Origin of the sequence: Fictibacillus sp. S7, assembly GCF_004127935.1 — a bacterium.
Lineage (GTDB): Bacteria > Bacillota > Bacilli > Bacillales > Fictibacillaceae > Fictibacillus_C > Fictibacillus_C enclensis.
Map to the genome: position 1 here is coordinate 3,775,655 of NZ_QJKL01000001.1, position 17,035 is coordinate 3,792,689.

Genomic DNA, 17,035 nt, shown 5'->3' on the forward strand with positions numbered 1-17,035 from the left:
TGCATAAGACAGTTGTTGTTTTATTTAATCAAAGTTCTTATAATTGAAAAAAATAAGAGGGGGGCATGCCGATGAAAGAATTGCAGACTGAGAGATTGCGCTTGAGACCTTGGGAACCATCCGATTACAAAGATTTATACGAGTATGCGAAGAGTGAGCAGGTGGGACCGAATGCCGGCTGGAAGCCTCATAAGGACGAAGAGGAAAGCAAGGAAATCATAGATTTATTTTTAAAAGAAGATGAGACCTGGGCGATTGAGCTGCTTTCAGAAGGAAAGGTCATCGGCAGTATCGGCCTGCATGACCGTACACCTGATTTGTCCCTCGTATATCTAAATCAAAAAGAAATAGGTTATGTGCTGAATCCGGCATATTGGGGAAATGGATATGTCCCTGAAGCGGTGAAAACTGTGCTTCAATTTGGTTTTGAAGAGCTGAACCTCGATATTGTATGGTGTGGCCATTTTGATTTTAACCATAATTCCAAACGGGTGAATGAAAAATGCGGCTTCAATTTCCGGTTCAGCCAAGAGAAAATTTTGGAGCGTGTGGATGGGAAAGTAGTTACGTCTTTATACTATAGCATTCTTAAGGAGGAGTATGAGGAACGCACGCAACAAGTAGAATAGCAGAGTGAGAGAAATACCGTTTGCGAACGGTATTTTTTTGGGCCGTTTTATGAAAATGATGTGTATGGTGAGTAAAGCAGGCAAAACGTTGAGTGAAATAGGAATTTCGGTGAGTAAATGTAAACGAATGGTGAGTAATGATAGAAATTCCGTGAGTAAACCAACAAAAGTCGTGAGTAAATGCCGCCCATCACTTCAAAAATATAGCAGGTCTTCCCGCCTGAACAGGGAATGTATAAAATAGATGATTTTTCGTCAAGAAAGGGGTGCCTGCTGTGAAAGTTGTCATCTTGGGCTATGGTTTTATTGGAAATATTCATTTAAGTGCCTATCAAAAAATGAATGACGTTGAAGTTGCCGGAATTTACTCAACCACCAAAACAGGGAGAATTGAGGGAATACCGGTATACAACGATCTGGACGAGTGCTTGGAGCAGGCGGATGTGGTAGATATTTGCCTGCCAACCTTTATGCACCGTGAAGTTTTTGAAAAAGCGGTAGCCAAAGGCAAGCATATTTTTCTTGAAAAACCGATGGCACATACAGAGGAAGACTGCCGATTCATGCTGGAACAGGAACAGCGTTCGGATGTCAAAGTCATGGTCGGACAGGTGCTTCGTTATTTTCCGGAGTACCGCCAATTAAAAGAAAATATTGATCCGGAAAAGCCGGCGTCTTCGCTGCTATCACGCAGGTCACAGCTGCCGGTTAGCGCGAAAAACTGGTCGTTGGAACGGAAGAACAGCGGTGGCGTCATTCTTGATCTTTTACTGCATGACATTGATTTTGCACGCTGGGCGTTTGGGCCGGTTACTCGGATCTTTGCGCAAAGTGACACTGAGCATTACTACGCATTACTGACCCTTCGCCATGAGAACGGGTCTATCACACGGCTGGAAGGAAGCTGGAGGTATGACGGCGGTTTTGTTCAGGAGGCAGAAATCGCGCAGGAAAATGAGCTCTTTACCTACAACAGCCAGGATGTCTTGCCGCTACAGGTTCATAAAAATATCTCTGCTTCAAAAGATTCCACCGAGATTCCGGCCGTACTTTTACGGGATGACCCTTGGTATCTCGAGCTGAGGGAATTTATAGACGCCATTCGGAACGACCGGCCGGTTCCCATTACACTCGAGGACGCCTATGAAAGCACGAGGGTGGCTTTGCTGGCCTTGAAGTCAGCGGACGAAAAACGGCCTATTTCCTTAGTAAAGGAGCTGAATACCTGATGAAGGTCTCTATTTTATCAACGGCTCACGTCCACTTTGAAGCATTTGCGAGTGCCGTAAAGTCATGCGCGGGTACGGAGCTGGCCGGAATTTATGATGATGATGCCCATCGCGGAAAAAAGAAAGCGGCTGACCTGCAGACGGTCTTCTTTGAAAATATCCATGATGCGCTGGCGGTATGTGAGGCGGTGGTCGTCTGTTCAGAGAATGCCAAGCATGAGGAGCTGGTGCTTGCGGCCATTGAAGCGAATAAACACGTTCTGTGTGAAAAGCCGCTGGCCATATCCACTGTCAGCGCGGAGCGGATGGCGAAAAAAGCTGTGGAACAGGACGTGGTATTGGCTACCGCTTTTCCATTGAGATTCAATACTCCGGCCATGGAAATGAAACGAGTGATTGAGCAAAAGCAAATTGGGGAGGTGCTCGCTTTTCATGGGGTAAATCCGGGGCAATGCCCGAAAGGCTGGTTTATTGATAAAAAGCTTTCAGGCGGGGGCGCACTGATGGATCATATCGTGCATCTCGCTGATTTGATGAGATGGCTGACCGGAGCGGAAGTTTCAAAAGTATATGCAGAAGCCGATTCCTTTTTGGTTCCGTGCATTACGATTGACGATGTGGGACATGTCCAGCTGGAGTTTAATAACGGCATCATTGCCGATATCGACCCAAGCTGGTCACGGCCGGAAGGCTTCCCGACATGGGGAGGAATAGAACTCCGGGCTACTGGAACGCAAGGGTCGGTCGATTTACGGGCCTACGCACAGAAGGTGACTCAATACAACAATACGAAGACCCTTCACCACGATTACGGTGACTTTGAATACTTGTATATGATGAATGCCTTTGTAGAAACCATTGGAAATCAACAGACCGAGCTTGCGAATGCCTGGGACGGAGTGGCGGCCACCAAAATTGTGGATGCTGCCTATCAGTCGGCAAAGGAGCATGAAGTGGTCACCATTGCATGAGCACCTTTTGAAAGGTGCTTTTTTTCTCCCTATTTATGTAATTTTAATTGATTATTATTCTCAATTAGGATAGGATGTTAATAGATTGCGAAGTTTCTCCTTCTCATTTTTTTTGGAGATTCACATTTTAACAAGAAGGAGGGGGCATCCATCGATACGATTAAACGTTTCGCCTCATATTATAAACCTTATAAAGGGCTGTTTATTCTGGACTTCAGCTGTGCGGTTTTCGTTGCTCTGCTGGAGCTTGCGTTTCCTGTTGCCATGAACCGTGTGATTGACGACTTGCTGCCAACAAGCAACTGGCGCTGGATTTCGATTGCTTGTATCATTTTGCTGTTTGTTTTTATCTTGAGCACGTTCATGAACTATGTGGTCACCTACTTCGGCCACCGGCTTGGGGTGGGCATTGAAACGGATCTTCGCAGAGATTTGTTTGCCAAGCTGCAAAGACAGTCATTTTCGTTTTTTGACAACAATAAAACCGGCCATCTCGTATCCGGTTTGACGAATGACTTAATGGACATCGGCGAAGTGGCTCACCACGGTCCGGAGGATTTGTTCATCGCGATGATGACGATCGTCGGTTCCTTTGCCATTATGTTTAACATCAACTGGCAGCTGGCTTTAATTCTTGCTGTCGCGATTCCGATCATCATTTTTGTTTCTCTCTTTTACAGCAAAAAAATGTCCAAAGCGTTCCATACGATGTATGAAAAGATTGCCGGTTACAACGCCCGGATTGAAAACAACATCGGCGGGATCCGTATCGTGCAATCTTTTACAAAAGAAGAGCATGAAATTAACTTGTTCAAAGGCACAAATGCCGGCTTTCGCATTGCCAAGCTGGTTGCCTACAAAATCATGGCGTGGAGCAGCTCCATCAACTTCGCCCTTATGAAGATCATCTTATTGCTGGTTCTCGGCTGTGGTTCCTGGTTTGTTATCAACGACCAGATGACCTACGGAGAGTTTGTCGCGTTTGTTATGCTCTCTAACGTCTTTATCGCACCGATCAAGCACATCAACCAAATTCTCGAGCTGCTGCCAAAAGGGTATGCAGGGTTCAGGCGGTACCTTGAAGTATTGGATATGGAGCCATCCATTAAGGACAAGGAAGATGCGATTGAGGTTGCCCATGTACGTGGTGACATTGCATTTGAAAATGTAAGCTTTGATTATGAAGAGGACCAGTCTGTGCTTGAAAATATTTCGTTCCGTGTTCGGGCCGGGGAAACGCTGGCTCTGGTAGGGCCATCCGGCGGCGGAAAAACGACGCTGTGCTCTTTGATTCCTCGTTTTTATGATATTACTGAAGGAAAGATTACCATCGACGGCATGGATGTGCGTGACCTGACATTGCAATCGTTGCGCGGCCAGATCGGCATCGTCCAGCAGGATATTTATCTTTTTGACGGAACGATTCGGGACAATATTATGTATGGTGACTTTGAAGCGAGTGAAGAGGTGCTGTGGAACGCCATCCGAAGCGCTCAGCTGGAAGAACTCATCGAGAGTTTGCCGGAAGGGCTTGAAACAACGATCGGCGAGCGCGGCGTGAAGCTGTCGGGCGGGCAAAAGCAGCGCATTTCCATCGCCCGGATGTTTCTGAAAGACCCGGCGATCTTGATTCTGGACGAGGCTACATCGGCACTGGATACGAAGACCGAGCGTGCGATCCAGGCGGCGCTCGATGAATTGTCCAAAGACCGTACAACTATTATCATCGCCCACCGTTTATCCACCATTCGCAATGCCGATAAAATCATTGTCGTCAAAGACGGACAAATTCAGGAAGAAGGCAGCCATGAAGCACTGGTTGCCGGTGAAGGAGATTATTATCAGCTGCTGCAGACGCAGATGGTGTAACAAATTCTATAGACGCATTGAAAAAGCTGCCAAACGGCAGCTTTTTTGTAATTCTAGTAAAAACGTCGGAGATATTTTTAAAGAATTTAGCGAACGTTGGATAATCCTGCTTTATTTTGTAATATAAATGTAATGGTGGTGCTATATTCCTGTTACCTAAGTGCTATATAGTTAGACAGGTAGAAAACAACAGGAGGAACACAACTCAATGTTAAAAAAGAATCTTATAGCATTATTGTTGCTTGCCGCTATTTTTACTACATTCCTAGTATCACCATCCAAGAGTGAAGCTGCTTCGACTACATACCATACAAAAGCCATTTCTGTCGCTAAGTCCAATTTGGGCGTCCGTTATCTTTGGGGAGGCATGTCTCCAAGAGGGTTCGACTGCTCCGGACTAGTAAAATACTCATATAGCAAATCAGGAAAGACGCTGCCTCGTACTGCAGCTGAAATGTATAAAAAAGGAACAAAGGTAAAATCTCTAAAGGTTGGCGATCTTATGTTTTTCGCACCCAACAGAGCTTCACGCCCTACGCATGTTGCCATGTACATGGGAAGCGGAAAAATGATTCAGGCCGCTACCTCCCACGGAGTCTCCATTACAACAACAAGCAACAGCTACTGGCATCCGCGCTATATTGGCGCAAAAAGAATATAATTGAACAAGCCGCTCATTTTGTGAGCGGCTTTTTATATGGTTTGATTCAATTTGTCCGTTCTAAACAAAAGGCCTGTACATACAATAAAATGATTACGCTTACATTTAAAGAATATTCAAAATTTATAATAAACTTATTGACTTGTCATTTTGAAGCTGTTAACCTTAATTTTAAAATTGATCAGAAAATTCAATGACGAGAACAGTAGGATAATATTTTTGTTCCAAAGAGAGCCGGGATGGGTGGGAGCCGGTGAACAAACATTATCTGAAGATCATCTCTGAGAAGCAAAGCTGAACGATAAAGTAAGCTTTGTCGGTAGTTTCCGTTAAAATGTCGGTTGACTAAGAGCCGGAGCCTGTTTTCGCTCCGGAACTAGGGTGGTAACGCGAGCCAAACTCGTCCCTAAAAAGGGATGGGTTTTTTATTTGTAAAAAATATGGGTTTTTTATTTGTAAAAAATATGGGTTTTTTATTTGTAAAAATTTATTGGGTAAAAAACATGAGTCTTTTTATAGTAAAAAAACGAACGGGAAAGGAAGAGGAACATGGAACAGGTACAGCAAAAACAAAGAACGGTGCTGGTAGAAGACATCATGATCGCCAATCAGCGCATCAAGGATGTGGTCCTTCATACCCCTTTGCAATATAATCCTTTATTGTCCGCACAGTATGACTGTAAATTATATTTGAAACGGGAGGACTTGCAGGTGGTCCGCTCCTTCAAGATACGCGGGGCGTATAACCGGATCAAGAAGCTTAGCCCGCAGGAGCTCGCCAACGGCATCGCTTGTGCCAGTGCCGGGAATCATGCACAGGGTGTTGCCTATTCCTGCCACCTCTTGCAAAGCAATGGCAAGATCTTTATGCCGACCACTACGCCAAAGCAAAAAGTGAGCCAGGTCAAGTTCTTCGGCGGCGAACACGTTGAAGTAGTGCTCACAGGTGACACGTTTGACGATGCCTACGAGCAAGCGATTGCCAGCAGCCGCGAGGAAAACCGGACGTTTATCCATCCTTATGACAATGAGGACGTAATTGCCGGGCAAGGGACGGTCGCAGTGGAAATCCTGAATGACTGTGATGATAACATTGATTACATGTTTGTCCCGATTGGCGGCGGCGGACTGGCAGCTGGAATGGGAACATTCATGAAAAGCGTATCTCCGCAAACGAAGGTCATTGGCGCGGAGCCTGCTGGGGCGGCAGCGATGAACGAATGCATGCTTAAGGGAAAACATGTATGCCTCGACCGTATTGATCCGTTTGTGGACGGTGCTGCTGTAAAAAATGTAGGGGAGATCACGTATGAAATCTGCCAGCAGATCTTGGACGATATCGTGGTTGTACCTGAAGGAAAAGTTTGTTCCACGCTTTTATCGCTTTATAACAAGAATGCAATCGTGGCTGAACCAACCGGATCGCTTGCACTTGCTGCACTGGACGAGTATGCCGGGGAGATCAAAGGCAAAACCGTCGTTTGTGTTGTGAGCGGAGGAAACAACGACATCGGCCGCATGCAGGAAATCAAGGAACGTTCCATGATCTATGAAGGCTTGCAGCATTATTTCATTGTTCATTTTCCACAGCGGGCCGGTGCTCTTCGTGAATTCCTGGATGAAGTGCTCGGACCGGATGATGACATTAACCGATTTGAATATACGAAGAAAAACAACAAAGAAAGCGGGCCTGCCCTGGTCGGCATCGAGCTGAAGCACAAAGAGGACTATCCGGAGCTGATTGAGCGGATGAACCGCAAAGGATTTGCCTATCAAAATGTCAATCAGGACAAAACCTTGTTTCAGTTGTTGGTGTAAGAGGGAGAAAGATGGTACAAATATGTGCCATCTTTTTTTACTTCTTCGATTTAAAGCAATAAGGCAGGAATAAGAGGAAGGTTATAGAAAACGTTACACTGAAAACTGAAGAAAGGAGTGAAGAAAATGAACACAAAAAATGATTGGGAAAACCTTCTGGTGCTAGAAAGGAACCGGGAGCCGGAACGCTCTTTCTTTGTCTCCTATGAAGACAAAGTATCTGCCCTATCTTATCAAAAAGGAAGATCCTCCAGGTTTAAGCTGCTGAGTGGAATGTGGAAATTTTATTATGCAGATCAGCCGGCACTGGCACCTGTTGGTTTTCAAAGGGATGAATTCAATGTTGAGAACTGGGATGAGATCCCTGTGCCTTCCAACTGGCAAATGAACGGTTATGGCCATCCTCATTATACGAATGTCCAATATCCGTTTCCTGTAGATCCACCCTATATTCCCAATGAGAATCCTACGGGTTCCTACAGACGGGAATTTTATGTACCGGATGGCTGGCAAGAGCAAAACATCCTTCTCCGTTTTGAAGGTGTGGACAGCGGTTTTCACGTGTGGGTGAATGGCGAGGAAGCAGGGTACAGCCAGGGGAGCCGTTTGCCTTCGGAATTCGATATCACTTCCCTCATCAGAGAAGGTAAAAACACCCTGGCGGTACAAGTCTATCAATGGTCTGAAGCGAGTTACATAGAGGATCAGGATATGTGGTGGCTGAGCGGGATTTTCAGGGATGTGTCTTTGATTGCACAGCCACGGGTTCATGTGAACGACTATTTTATCCGGACAGAGCTGGACGAAAACTATCAGGACGCTGTTCTTCATTTGGATGTGGACGTGCATAATCATCATTCGAAAAAATGTAAGGGCTACCACATAGAAGTATCGTTATTGGACACGGATTTTAAAGCTGTAAATGGTGTTGATAAAAGAGAGGAAATCTCAGTTGATCCTTTCGATAAAGCACGGCTAACGCTGTCGATGCCCGTAATGAATCCTGAAAAATGGTCAGCAGAATCACCGTATTTGTATCACCTTCTTCTTACGCTTAAAGATGATCAAGGAAATACGATCGAAGAACTAGCAGCCAGAACAGGATTCCGCAGTGTTGAACTAAAGGACGGATTATTCCTTGTTAACGGAGTACCGATCAAGCTGAAAGGGGTTAACCGGCACGACCATCATCCTGATTTTGGACGTGCGGTTCCGCTGGAATGGATGATCGAAGATGTGAGGTTGATGAAGACTCATAACATCAATGCCGTGAGAACCTCTCATTATCCAAACGATCCGAAATTTTATGACCTGTGTGATGAGTATGGATTATATGTGATAGATGAAGCTGATCTTGAATGCCATGGCTTTGTATTTACTGATAATATGCACCAGCTCAGTGAGGATCCGGACTGGCAGGAAGCGTATATGGACCGGATGCGCCGCATGGTCGAGCGGGATAAAAATCATCCTTCCATTATTATGTGGTCGCTTGGAAATGAGTCTGGATTCGGCCAGAACCATGTGGCGATGGCAGAATGGGCCAAACAACGAGATCCTTCGCGTCTCGTTCATTATGAGGGAGAAGTACGGGAAATCATGGTCAAGGATGACAACAACCCGAAACGCGAACCCGTTGCCTCTGATGTGTTTACCACCATGTATACCGCAGTTGAGATCATGGACCAATTGGGGAGCCGGACCGATTTGGAAAAACCCCATATTTTATGTGAATATGCGCATGCGATGGGAAATGGGCCAGGCGCATTAAAGGAATATTGGGAAACCTTCCATAACCACCCCCGCCTGCAGGGCGGTTTTGTCTGGGAGTGGCTTGATCACGGCATTCGCCAACAAACAGCAGATGGTGAAGAGTACTTTGCCTATGGTGGAGACTTTGGCGAGCAGCCTCACGACGGAAATTTCGTGATCGACGGACTGGTTATGCCAGATCATACACCATCACCTGCATTGGCCGAGTACAAAAAGGTCATAGAGCCGGTTTTCGTGGAAGAACGGGATTTGAAAAACGGAAAAGTTTCCATTCTGAACCGTTACGATTTTCTCTCGCTCAATCATCTGCAGTTAAACTGGTCCATTGAAGCCGGTGGCAAACGAATGAGCAGTGGAGTCGAGTTACTGGAGGATATTCAAGCAGGTGAAACGAAGGAAGTCGTTGTTCCATATGCTCTTCCGGTTGTCATTCAGCCTGGAACAGATTACTGGCTGAACCTTTCGTTTACCTTGATCACTGATACTGCTTGGGCAAAAGCGGGGCATGAGGTCGCCTGGTCCCAGTTCAAGCTTCCTATTCAGTCAGAAGCACAGGTAATGGACAGACGTTTAATGCCCGATTTGAAAACAGTGGAAGAGCCGCATAAAGTGCACGTAAAAGGCCAGATGTTTGAGGCCGTGTTCAACAAATTAAATGGACGGATGGAATCCTGGACACATGAGGGGTCTCCGGTGCTGGAAAAAGGACCAAAGCTAAACTTCTGGAGGGCGCCGATTGACAATGATTCTTTGGCAAATTCGGGATGGAAGGCGGTATCTTCCTATGACCAGTGGGTGGAATTCGGCGTGAACCATCTGCAGGAGAGGTTACTCTCTTTCACATATGAGGTTTCTGCTGATGATAAGAGCGTTGTAATTGAGGCAAAGTACCGGATTGCACCGGCTAAGCTAAGCTGGGGGATTTTAGCAACTTTAACCTATGAGTTCTATGGAAGCGGCGATATGGTTTTAAAAGCTAAGGGTCGGCCTGAAGGGAACCATCCGGCCACACTCCCAAGAATCGGACTGCAGCTTGAGCTGCCGAACGAATTGGATCAGGTGAAGTGGTATGGCCGCGGACCAGGAGAATCCTACATTGACAGCAAGCAAGCTGGACGAATTGGAGTCTGGAGTACCAATGTAAATGGGCTTTACACACCATACGTGTTGCCACAGGAAAACGGCAACCGGCACGAAGTCCGCTGGGCGTCGTTTACCAATCATTATGGCACAGGATTGTTTGCAGGAGGAATACCCGTGATCGATTTCGGTGCTTCCCGTTATTCGGTGGAAACGTTAGAGGCCGCCAAGCATACGCATGAGTTAGTAAAAGAAAATCATATTGTGCTGCATCTGGATTATCAGCAGCATGGGCTTGGGTCTGCCAGCTGCGGCCCGGATGTATTGAATAAATATCAGCTGCACACGGGGGATTTTCAGTTTGCCGTCCGCCTGAAACCTTTTAATGAGGGGCAGATGCCGGCTGCGGAGATTGGAAAGCTCAGTTTTAAAGAAAAAGTTGGCGCCGTGAAAAGCTAAATAAAACGAATTGGATGACGCGGAATCTCTACGTCGTCTTTTTTTATGAAAATGATTGGTTTGGTGAGTAATTGTTCAAAAATGGTGAGTAATGACCTGATTTCCGTGAGTAATTGGAGGAGAACGGAGAGTAAGACAAAAAAATCCGTGAGTAATCAGCACGAAACCGTGAGTAAAACAGTTGTTCCGATGCTTCTGTTCTGTCTCTGGACGCCTCAGACAAAGGTTTTCGTTTTCATTTGTATGGGTAGTGTCTCTCCAAGGTGGTTTGTACGGAAAATAACTGCATATTCTCTGCCGCCCAAGGGATAATATGGAAGTATTTGTACTATTCGTGACAGTATTCAAAAAAGGAGTGTGCTTATGAAGAGAACAGTTGCTGATCTGTTGGTCGAGTCGTTGAGAAGTGCCGGTATTGAACGGATTTACGGAATTGTGGGAGATTCATTGAACGCTGTGCTGGACTCCATCCGTCGTTCTGGAAAAATTGAATGGATTTCGGTCCGCCATGAGGAAGTTGCTGCCTTTGCAGCCGGATCAGATGCCATGTTAAGCAACAGTATCGCAGTTTGTGCAGGGAGCAGCGGTCCGGGGAACCTGCATTTGATCAACGGGCTTTATGATTGCCACCGTAACCGGATACCGGTTCTGGCCATTGCGGCTCATATTCCAAGTAACGAGCTTGGCGGGCAATACTTCCAGCAAACCCGTCCGGAGCTTTTATTCCGGGATTGCAGCCATTATTGCGAGGTGCTGACACGTCCTGAGCAGATGCCGCGCATGGTCACGATGGCCATGCAGCACGCCATTAGCCAGGAGGGGGTATCCGTCATCATTTTGCCAGGAGATGTGGCTTCACTTCATGATGAAGAAACGGTACCTCCGCAGGTGATTCATGTGACCAAGCCAGTCGTGCGCCCATCGGATGAAGAACTTGAAAAGCTGGCGGGTTATTTAAATAAAGGAAAAAAAGTGACCATTCTTGCCGGTGCAGGGTGTGCAGGCGCGCATACGGAGGTCATCGCCCTCTGTGATGCCCTGAAATCACCGATGGTTATTGCGCTTAGAGGGAAGGAACATCTGGAGTACGACAATCCATATTCGGTTGGTCTGACCGGGCTCATAGGATATGCCTCAGGCTATCACGCCATGATGGAGTGCGACGTGCTGCTCATGCTCGGAACCGACTTTCCATACCGTCAGTTTTTCCCTGAAAAAGCGGATATCCTTCAGATCGACATCCGTGGGGAACACCTTGGACGAAGAGCCGCGCTCAGCTATGGGCTGGTTGGTGATGTGAAGCATACAATTGAGGCACTGCTTCCGTTATTGAAGGTGAAGAAAGATACCGGCCATCTGGATAAGCACGTCAAAGACTACGCCAAGGTGCGCAAAGATCTTGATAAGATGGCAACTGGTAAAAAAGGCAAGGGGCCAATCCACCCTCAATATCTAACCAAGGTCGTTAGTGACTATGCTTCGGAAAACGCGATTTTTACATGTGATGTAGGAACGCCGACGTTATGGGCTGCCCGTTACCTTCAAATGAGTGAAGGACGCCGCCTGCTGGGGTCATTTAACCATGGAACGATGGCCAATGCTTTGCCGCAAGCCATTGGCGCCCAAGTATCAAGAAGGGATGCACAGGTGATCTCCTTATCAGGAGACGGTGGACTGGCCATGCTTATGGGGGATCTTCTCACCCTGAAGGTTCATAAGTTGCCGGTCAAAGTGGTGGTCTTCAATAACACTTCATTAAGCTTTGTAGAATTGGAGATGAAGGCAGCCGGATATCTGGAGACCGGGACTTCGCTTGGGCAATTCAATTATGCCTCAATAGCTGAAGGAATGGGCATTAAAGGCATTCGTGTCGAGGATCCAGGTGACCTGGAGGATGCGGTTAAACAATCGTTTAATCATAACGGTCCGGTACTTCTGGATGTTGTTGTCAACCGCCAGGAGCTTGCCCTTCCGCCGAAAATCGAGTTCGAGCAGGCGCACGGCTTTACAATGTGGATGCTCAAGACTGTGCTGAACGGAAAAGGAGATGAATTGGTCGATCTGGCCAAGACCAACTTGTTCAGATAAAAAAGTTAAAGTGACATGTGAGAGAATCGCATGTCACTTTTTTACGTTTGATGATCCTTTGCAGCTTGGGGTTTTTTTCGATAGCGATTGTAGACTTCCAAAATGATTAATGAAAAAACGGTATTCCTCGGTTCTATTGAAGTTTGTTTTCAACACGTGCAGCCTGCCTTGTTGTATTTTAACTTGCCTCGAGCCGGACCCCTATTACACCTCGGTGGAAGACAAGGTGAATTATATAGTGAAAAATGCGAAGCCCGGTTCCATTATTCTTTTTCACCCGATGTATGATAAGACCGGGAATGAACTGAAGAAGATGAGAAAATAATGGGGGAAGGCATTTGAAGAATTGGTTACTATTTTTCGGTGTCGGCATGGTCATCATTTTTGGTGGAGGATTTCTCATTCGGTATTTACGAGATGGGGATTTTTATATTGCAGAATTTAGGAGGTATCATTGGTATTGTAATAGCAATCGCAGGTTTTCTTAAGGAATTTAGAAAAGCTTAACTACAAGCCAAAAACCGGGAGGAGATTGCCCTTCCCGGTTTTTCTTTGTCTATTACACAGCCTTCTTCACTCGGCCGTTCGGCAGTAGCCGTGCTTTTTCCAACCGGGAACGAACGGTAATGCCGATCCAGCTGGCGAGGAACGCTTTGATCAGCCCGACTACGATAAACGGATAAGCCCCAGCGGCCAATGCCTTGGTCCCACTGAGGTCGACCACAAATTTGAGCTGGATGACACCGAATAAAAGCGTGATTACCATTCCGGCAGTGTTGGCCATCATGGCGTTTGTAAGAGTAAAAGACGTTTTTTCAAGGAGGAGGCCTGTAATGAATGCGGCAAAGATAAATCCGATGATGTAGCCTCCGGTTGGTCCGATAATGACGCTTAAGCCGCTTTTTGCTTCGGCAAAAACAGGTACTCCTGCAGCCCCAACGGCCATATAGCCGATCATGGTCAGTGCACCAAAACGGCTACCCAAAATGGTAGCGGTGATTCCCACAGCAAGTGTCTGTCCACTGATGGGCACAAGGGGAAGCGGGATTTCAATTTGCGCCAAAATCGCTGTCATCGCCACAAACAAGGCGCAGATGATGGTCGTGCGCAAACGTGTGGATTGGTCCATAGCATGTCTTCCTTTCTTTATTAATGTAAACTTTATATAATTAAAGGTTAACATTAGAAATGTGAATTGATAAGTTATTTTTTTCTATATGCCCTCATAAGTTCTTTTATGTTTTGCCTTCATAAGGAGGAGAAGACAAAATATACAAATCCTTACAAGGGTGGGTTCATCAAATGAAGTTTCGTTTTTTGGCAGCAGCCATACTATTGACCGTATTCATGCTAGCCGGGTGCAATTTCGGAAATACGGCATCCAAAGATAACTCCTCCGGCAAGCCGCAGTCTACAAAGGAAGAGAAAGGTGCAACAAATGATTCCAAAGCGAATCAAGAAAGAGACTCCTCAAGCGATAATGATCCTTCAGCCGAAGCAAATAACAGCACTGAGGACAACAACGATAAACCTTCATCACACGATGTCCATGACCAGGATGTTAACAAAACAACCTATAAAACCAACGAGGAAGCTGCGGAAGCGATAAAGGGCTACGAAAAAATGGAGCAGACGAATGTGGATCTGGGGCATGATATTAAAGCTTTTGCTGAGGGGGCGGCGGGTCATCAATATCTTTCATGGAATGAAGGCCGCTGGCTGATCCAGGTGAATTATCCATCCGATCCCCAATATGCAATAGATAAAAATGTAGATGGGTTAGGGTTTTCCAAGAAGATTGTTGCCTATTTGGAAACTCACTATCTGCCGGCCCCAAAGGATAAAGGGATTGTGAAAGTTAATGGATTTAAAGACTCCGGAGTGACGACCGTTCAGTGGCAAAAAGGAAAAGTGGTTTATGAGATCAAGTCAACGAAAAATAGCCCGATTGAAACACTGGAGAAAGCAGTGGAAGCAGGGAAGAACCGTTAAACAATTGTTTAATTGAATGGAAAGTAAACAGTCACTCTGTGTATTTTTGGCAGAGTGGCTGTTTTTTTATACCGATTGATAGCTTTGCAGCATGTGTTCTATGAATTCTTTAATGGTGGAACCCATGAATTTTTTTCCGGTATACGATTCAGCTTCTTTCAGCGGAATGGAAGGAATGATGGGGATTTGGCGTATTTTCCGGGTGTCAACGGTGTTCAAATAGGACTTGGGCAAAATGGTGATGCCCTGGTTCAATATGGTCATATGAAGAAGCGAATGCATGTCCGACAGTTCAACGGCCGGTTTGATCTGAAGGCCACGGCTTTTGAAATAGCCGTCGATATACTGGCGGGTCAGGTACTTCTCCTGCAGCAAAAAAAGAGAATGCCCCGACAGATCTTTAATGTGAGTGCCCAAAGGATTGGATCAAGAAATTAGAGACCCCACTGTTAAAAAACTAGCTATATTGAAAGCGATTTCTTCCTTTTCTTGCTTCAGAGAGGTATGCTGATGGTATGGGAACAGAGAGGGGATGAGTGAAGTGAAAATGAAAGATTTGAAAGACACGATGCTTGGTGCGCTAGGCATCGAGATTGTTGAACTTTCCGATGAGAAGGCGGTCGCGACCATGCCGGTCCATTCGGCGACACACCAGCCGTTTGGACTGCTGCATGGCGGAGCATCCGTAGCGTTGGCAGAAACCATTGCGAGTATTGGAACCTATCATTTTATTGATGAAAACACCGAGATGGCCGTCGGAATGGAGATCAACGCCAACCACCTCCGCGGCAAAAAGGATGGACTCGTAACAGCTACCGCAACACCGCTACATAAGGGCAGAACCTCCATGGTTTGGGACATTAAAATTACCGATGAAGCCGGGAAATTGGTGTGCGTGTCCCGCTGCACTATGGCTATCATGAAAAAGAAGTAAGAAAAAGGCCTGTTGAGGGCCTTTTTTGTGCCTTCAGGAAGAAGTTGGCAGCTCGGGATTCGGGCTAGTCTTTTGGTTTGCTTGAGAGATTTGCGGGCGAATTTCTGGCTTTTCCGGGCAAGTTTCATGAGTTTGCGGCAACTTTGGCGAATGTCCGGGCAACTTTGTCGAATCGACCGCATAAACTCAGCTTTCAAAACCCTTTTTTCTTTTTAATAAAAATTTTCTAATTTCGCGTATAGGACAAGTTTGGTCCCGGGGACAATGAAGGTAAAGGAGGACGATGCTGATGAACACATTTGAAGTCATCTCGTTAATGCTCAGCTTTGGAATGTTTGTAATCGCTGTTCTCGACTTTCACAATCACGACAAAAACTCCTGATCCAGACCCAGAAAATGATCCGTACCGAAAAGGGCCCGAAAAGCGGGCCTTTTTTTAGTGATGCCGACAGCGAATCCAATAAGCGTACCATCTACAAGTACATCCACGAAAACGGTATCAAAGGAGCCGGCTTATGATGGGAATGACTTTGCTTGAGCCCAATAACATGTGGAACACGATGCCTGCGCATGTGCACGATCGCCGAATGGAAGTTTATCTGTATTTTGATCTTGACGAAAAGGCACGCGTCTTCCACTTCAGGGGCGAACCGAATGAGACCCGCCATATCGTTATGAAAAATGAACAAGTCGTCTTCTCTCCACCATGGTCCATCCATTCCGGAGTTGGAACGAGCAACTATACATTCATCTGGGCTATGGGTGGAGAAAATTATACCTTTGATGACATGGATGTTGTTAATATGGAAGATTTGAAGTAATAGAATGAGAGATGAAGGCTAATCCGGGTAACGGGTTAGCCTTTTATTATGAAATAAACGTAGCGAGAATTGTTGAAATGCATTTGGCTTAAACAGTTTGAGAATAAATCGGATGTTTTTGAGAATAAATGAACCGGATTTGAGAATAAATCGTGGATCTTTGAGAATAATTGATGTCGATTTGAGAGTAAGTTAATTTTTGGAAACGCAAAATGAGCCCGTTAGCGGATAAAAGCTCCTGTTTCGCGGATAATCACTACAAATTCGCGCATAAGTTAATTCCTGGAATCGAATAACTGCAAAAATATACACCTGTCAATTTTAAAAAGTTGAAATAGTGTGAATTTGGGTATAGCGTTGGTGAATAAGAAAGGAGGGAGCCATAAAACTTGGAACAGGTAAACCCCAATTTTTCACTGATGAAGATGCTCGCGTTTTTTATCCCGCTGGGCTTCTCGGCCAGCCTGACGTCCATAACCCATGTGATCATCAACGGAACACTCGGCCGTGCGGACCATGCGGAAATCATCATCGCCAATTACGCGATCGCACTGTCTCTGTTTGGCATTATTGAACGACCGGTTCTTGTTTTCAGGCAAACTTGCTCGGCGCTGGTTAAAGGCAAGGCGTCATAAAATTCTAAAAAGGTATTGTGTTTGGAAAAGTGAAGTTGTACAATTAACAACAAGAAAAATTGTTAACGTGAACATA

Annotated in this window: 14 protein-coding genes, 2 pseudogenes and 1 other annotated feature; of the genes and pseudogenes, 14 read left to right on the plus strand and 2 right to left on the minus strand. The window is 45.8% G+C overall.

Features of this window, described 5'->3' with window-relative positions; genetic code table 11:
- Nucleotides 1-71: 71 nt before the first annotated feature.
- The 9 genes and pseudogenes from DMO16_RS19385 to DMO16_RS25005 all read left to right on the plus strand — a co-directional run.
- The gene (locus DMO16_RS19385) at nucleotides 72-629 is read left to right on the plus strand and encodes a GNAT family N-acetyltransferase (protein WP_129479540.1); all 558 of its coding nucleotides are present in this window, start codon (nucleotides 72-74) and stop codon (nucleotides 627-629) included.
- Nucleotides 630-904: 275 nt separating this feature from the next.
- Nucleotides 905-1,858 carry a Gfo/Idh/MocA family protein gene (locus DMO16_RS19390; protein ID WP_164988966.1) on the plus strand — a complete coding sequence of 318 codons (954 nt, stop codon included), beginning with the start codon at nucleotides 905-907 and terminating at the stop codon, nucleotides 1,856-1,858.
- The gene (locus DMO16_RS19395; protein ID WP_061975250.1) at nucleotides 1,858-2,829 is read left to right on the plus strand and encodes a Gfo/Idh/MocA family protein; all 972 of its coding nucleotides are present in this window, start codon (nucleotides 1,858-1,860) and stop codon (nucleotides 2,827-2,829) included. Before DMO16_RS19390 ends, DMO16_RS19395 begins: the two co-directional genes overlap by 1 nt.
- Before the next feature lie 150 nt (nucleotides 2,830-2,979).
- Nucleotides 2,980-4,698 (plus strand): ABC transporter ATP-binding protein, encoded by a 1,719-nt coding sequence (locus tag DMO16_RS19400; RefSeq protein ID WP_129479544.1) that lies wholly within the window; start codon nucleotides 2,980-2,982, stop codon nucleotides 4,696-4,698.
- A gap of 208 nt (nucleotides 4,699-4,906) precedes the next feature.
- On the plus strand, nucleotides 4,907-5,359 hold the full coding sequence (locus tag DMO16_RS19405) for a C40 family peptidase (RefSeq protein ID WP_129479546.1): 453 nt from the start codon (nucleotides 4,907-4,909) through the stop codon (nucleotides 5,357-5,359).
- Between the two features lie 184 nt (nucleotides 5,360-5,543).
- Nucleotides 5,544-5,770 (plus strand) — a binding site (T-box leader).
- Nucleotides 5,771-5,908: 138 nt separating this feature from the next.
- Nucleotides 5,909-7,177 carry a threonine ammonia-lyase IlvA gene (gene ilvA, locus DMO16_RS19410; RefSeq protein ID WP_129479548.1) on the plus strand — a complete coding sequence of 423 codons (1,269 nt, stop codon included), beginning with the start codon at nucleotides 5,909-5,911 and terminating at the stop codon, nucleotides 7,175-7,177.
- A 126-nt stretch (nucleotides 7,178-7,303) separates the two neighbouring features.
- Nucleotides 7,304-10,489: a glycoside hydrolase family 2 TIM barrel-domain containing protein gene (locus DMO16_RS19415; RefSeq protein WP_129479550.1), complete on the plus strand. Its 3,186-nt coding sequence runs from the start codon at nucleotides 7,304-7,306 to the stop codon at nucleotides 10,487-10,489.
- A 363-nt stretch (nucleotides 10,490-10,852) separates the two neighbouring features.
- The gene (gene poxB, locus DMO16_RS19420) at nucleotides 10,853-12,577 is read left to right on the plus strand and encodes a ubiquinone-dependent pyruvate dehydrogenase (RefSeq protein WP_129479552.1); all 1,725 of its coding nucleotides are present in this window, start codon (nucleotides 10,853-10,855) and stop codon (nucleotides 12,575-12,577) included.
- A 187-nt stretch (nucleotides 12,578-12,764) separates the two neighbouring features.
- Nucleotides 12,765-12,887, plus strand: a pseudogene (locus tag DMO16_RS25005) (polysaccharide deacetylase family protein); the annotation flags it as partial.
- A 249-nt stretch (nucleotides 12,888-13,136) separates the two neighbouring features.
- On the opposite strand, the gene DMO16_RS19430 reads toward DMO16_RS25005, so the two are convergent.
- Nucleotides 13,137-13,706, minus strand: coding sequence for a biotin transporter BioY (locus DMO16_RS19430; protein WP_129479554.1), 570 nt, complete (start codon nucleotides 13,704-13,706; stop codon nucleotides 13,137-13,139).
- 173 nt (nucleotides 13,707-13,879) lie between these two features.
- Here DMO16_RS19430 and DMO16_RS19435 point away from each other — a divergent pair, with 173 nt between their 5' ends.
- Nucleotides 13,880-14,569: a hypothetical protein gene (locus DMO16_RS19435; RefSeq protein WP_129479556.1), complete on the plus strand. Its 690-nt coding sequence runs from the start codon at nucleotides 13,880-13,882 to the stop codon at nucleotides 14,567-14,569.
- Between the two features lie 66 nt (nucleotides 14,570-14,635).
- Here the strand turns inward: DMO16_RS19435 and DMO16_RS19440 are convergent, their stop codons facing one another.
- On the minus strand, nucleotides 14,636-14,986 hold the full coding sequence (locus DMO16_RS19440; protein ID WP_129479558.1) for a LysR family transcriptional regulator substrate-binding protein: 351 nt from the start codon (nucleotides 14,984-14,986) through the stop codon (nucleotides 14,636-14,638).
- 130 nt (nucleotides 14,987-15,116) lie between these two features.
- Here DMO16_RS19440 and DMO16_RS19445 point away from each other — a divergent pair, with 130 nt between their 5' ends.
- The 4 genes and pseudogenes from DMO16_RS19445 to DMO16_RS19455 all read left to right on the plus strand — a co-directional run bounded on the left by DMO16_RS19445 (nucleotide 15,117) and on the right by DMO16_RS19455 (nucleotide 16,959).
- Nucleotides 15,117-15,503: a hotdog fold thioesterase gene (locus DMO16_RS19445; RefSeq protein ID WP_241840603.1), complete on the plus strand. Its 387-nt coding sequence runs from the start codon at nucleotides 15,117-15,119 to the stop codon at nucleotides 15,501-15,503.
- 289 nt (nucleotides 15,504-15,792) lie between these two features.
- Entirely contained in the window at nucleotides 15,793-15,885 is a 93-nt protein-coding gene (locus DMO16_RS25010) for a putative holin-like toxin (protein WP_240482436.1), read from the plus strand.
- A gap of 65 nt (nucleotides 15,886-15,950) precedes the next feature.
- Nucleotides 15,951-16,324 (plus strand): annotated as a pseudogene (locus DMO16_RS19450) (5-deoxy-glucuronate isomerase); the annotation flags it as partial.
- A gap of 389 nt (nucleotides 16,325-16,713) precedes the next feature.
- Nucleotides 16,714-16,959 carry a hypothetical protein gene (locus tag DMO16_RS19455; RefSeq protein ID WP_129479562.1) on the plus strand — a complete coding sequence of 82 codons (246 nt, stop codon included), beginning with the start codon at nucleotides 16,714-16,716 and terminating at the stop codon, nucleotides 16,957-16,959.
- Nucleotides 16,960-17,035 lie beyond the last annotated feature (76 nt).

What these genes read in the sequence shown, in the direction of transcription:
- DMO16_RS19385 (WP_129479540.1), top strand. Translation starts at nt 72, where the DNA reads ATGAAAGAATTGCAGACTGAGAGATTGCGCTTGAGACCTTGGGAACCA.
- DMO16_RS19395 (WP_061975250.1), top strand. Translation starts at nt 1,858, where the DNA reads ATGAAGGTCTCTATTTTATCAACGGCTCACGTCCACTTTGAAGCATTT.
- DMO16_RS19405 (WP_129479546.1), top strand. Translation starts at nt 4,907, where the DNA reads ATGTTAAAAAAGAATCTTATAGCATTATTGTTGCTTGCCGCTATTTTT.
- ilvA (WP_129479548.1), top strand. Translation starts at nt 5,909, where the DNA reads ATGGAACAGGTACAGCAAAAACAAAGAACGGTGCTGGTAGAAGACATC.
- DMO16_RS19415 (WP_129479550.1), top strand. Translation starts at nt 7,304, where the DNA reads ATGAACACAAAAAATGATTGGGAAAACCTTCTGGTGCTAGAAAGGAAC.
- poxB (WP_129479552.1), top strand. Translation starts at nt 10,853, where the DNA reads ATGAAGAGAACAGTTGCTGATCTGTTGGTCGAGTCGTTGAGAAGTGCC.
- DMO16_RS19430 (WP_129479554.1), bottom strand. Translation starts at nt 13,706, where the DNA reads ATGGACCAATCCACACGTTTGCGCACGACCATCATCTGCGCCTTGTTT.
- DMO16_RS19435 (WP_129479556.1), top strand. Translation starts at nt 13,880, where the DNA reads ATGAAGTTTCGTTTTTTGGCAGCAGCCATACTATTGACCGTATTCATG.
- DMO16_RS19445 (WP_241840603.1), top strand. Translation starts at nt 15,117, where the DNA reads ATGAAAGATTTGAAAGACACGATGCTTGGTGCGCTAGGCATCGAGATT.
- DMO16_RS25010 (WP_240482436.1), top strand. Translation starts at nt 15,793, where the DNA reads ATGAACACATTTGAAGTCATCTCGTTAATGCTCAGCTTTGGAATGTTT.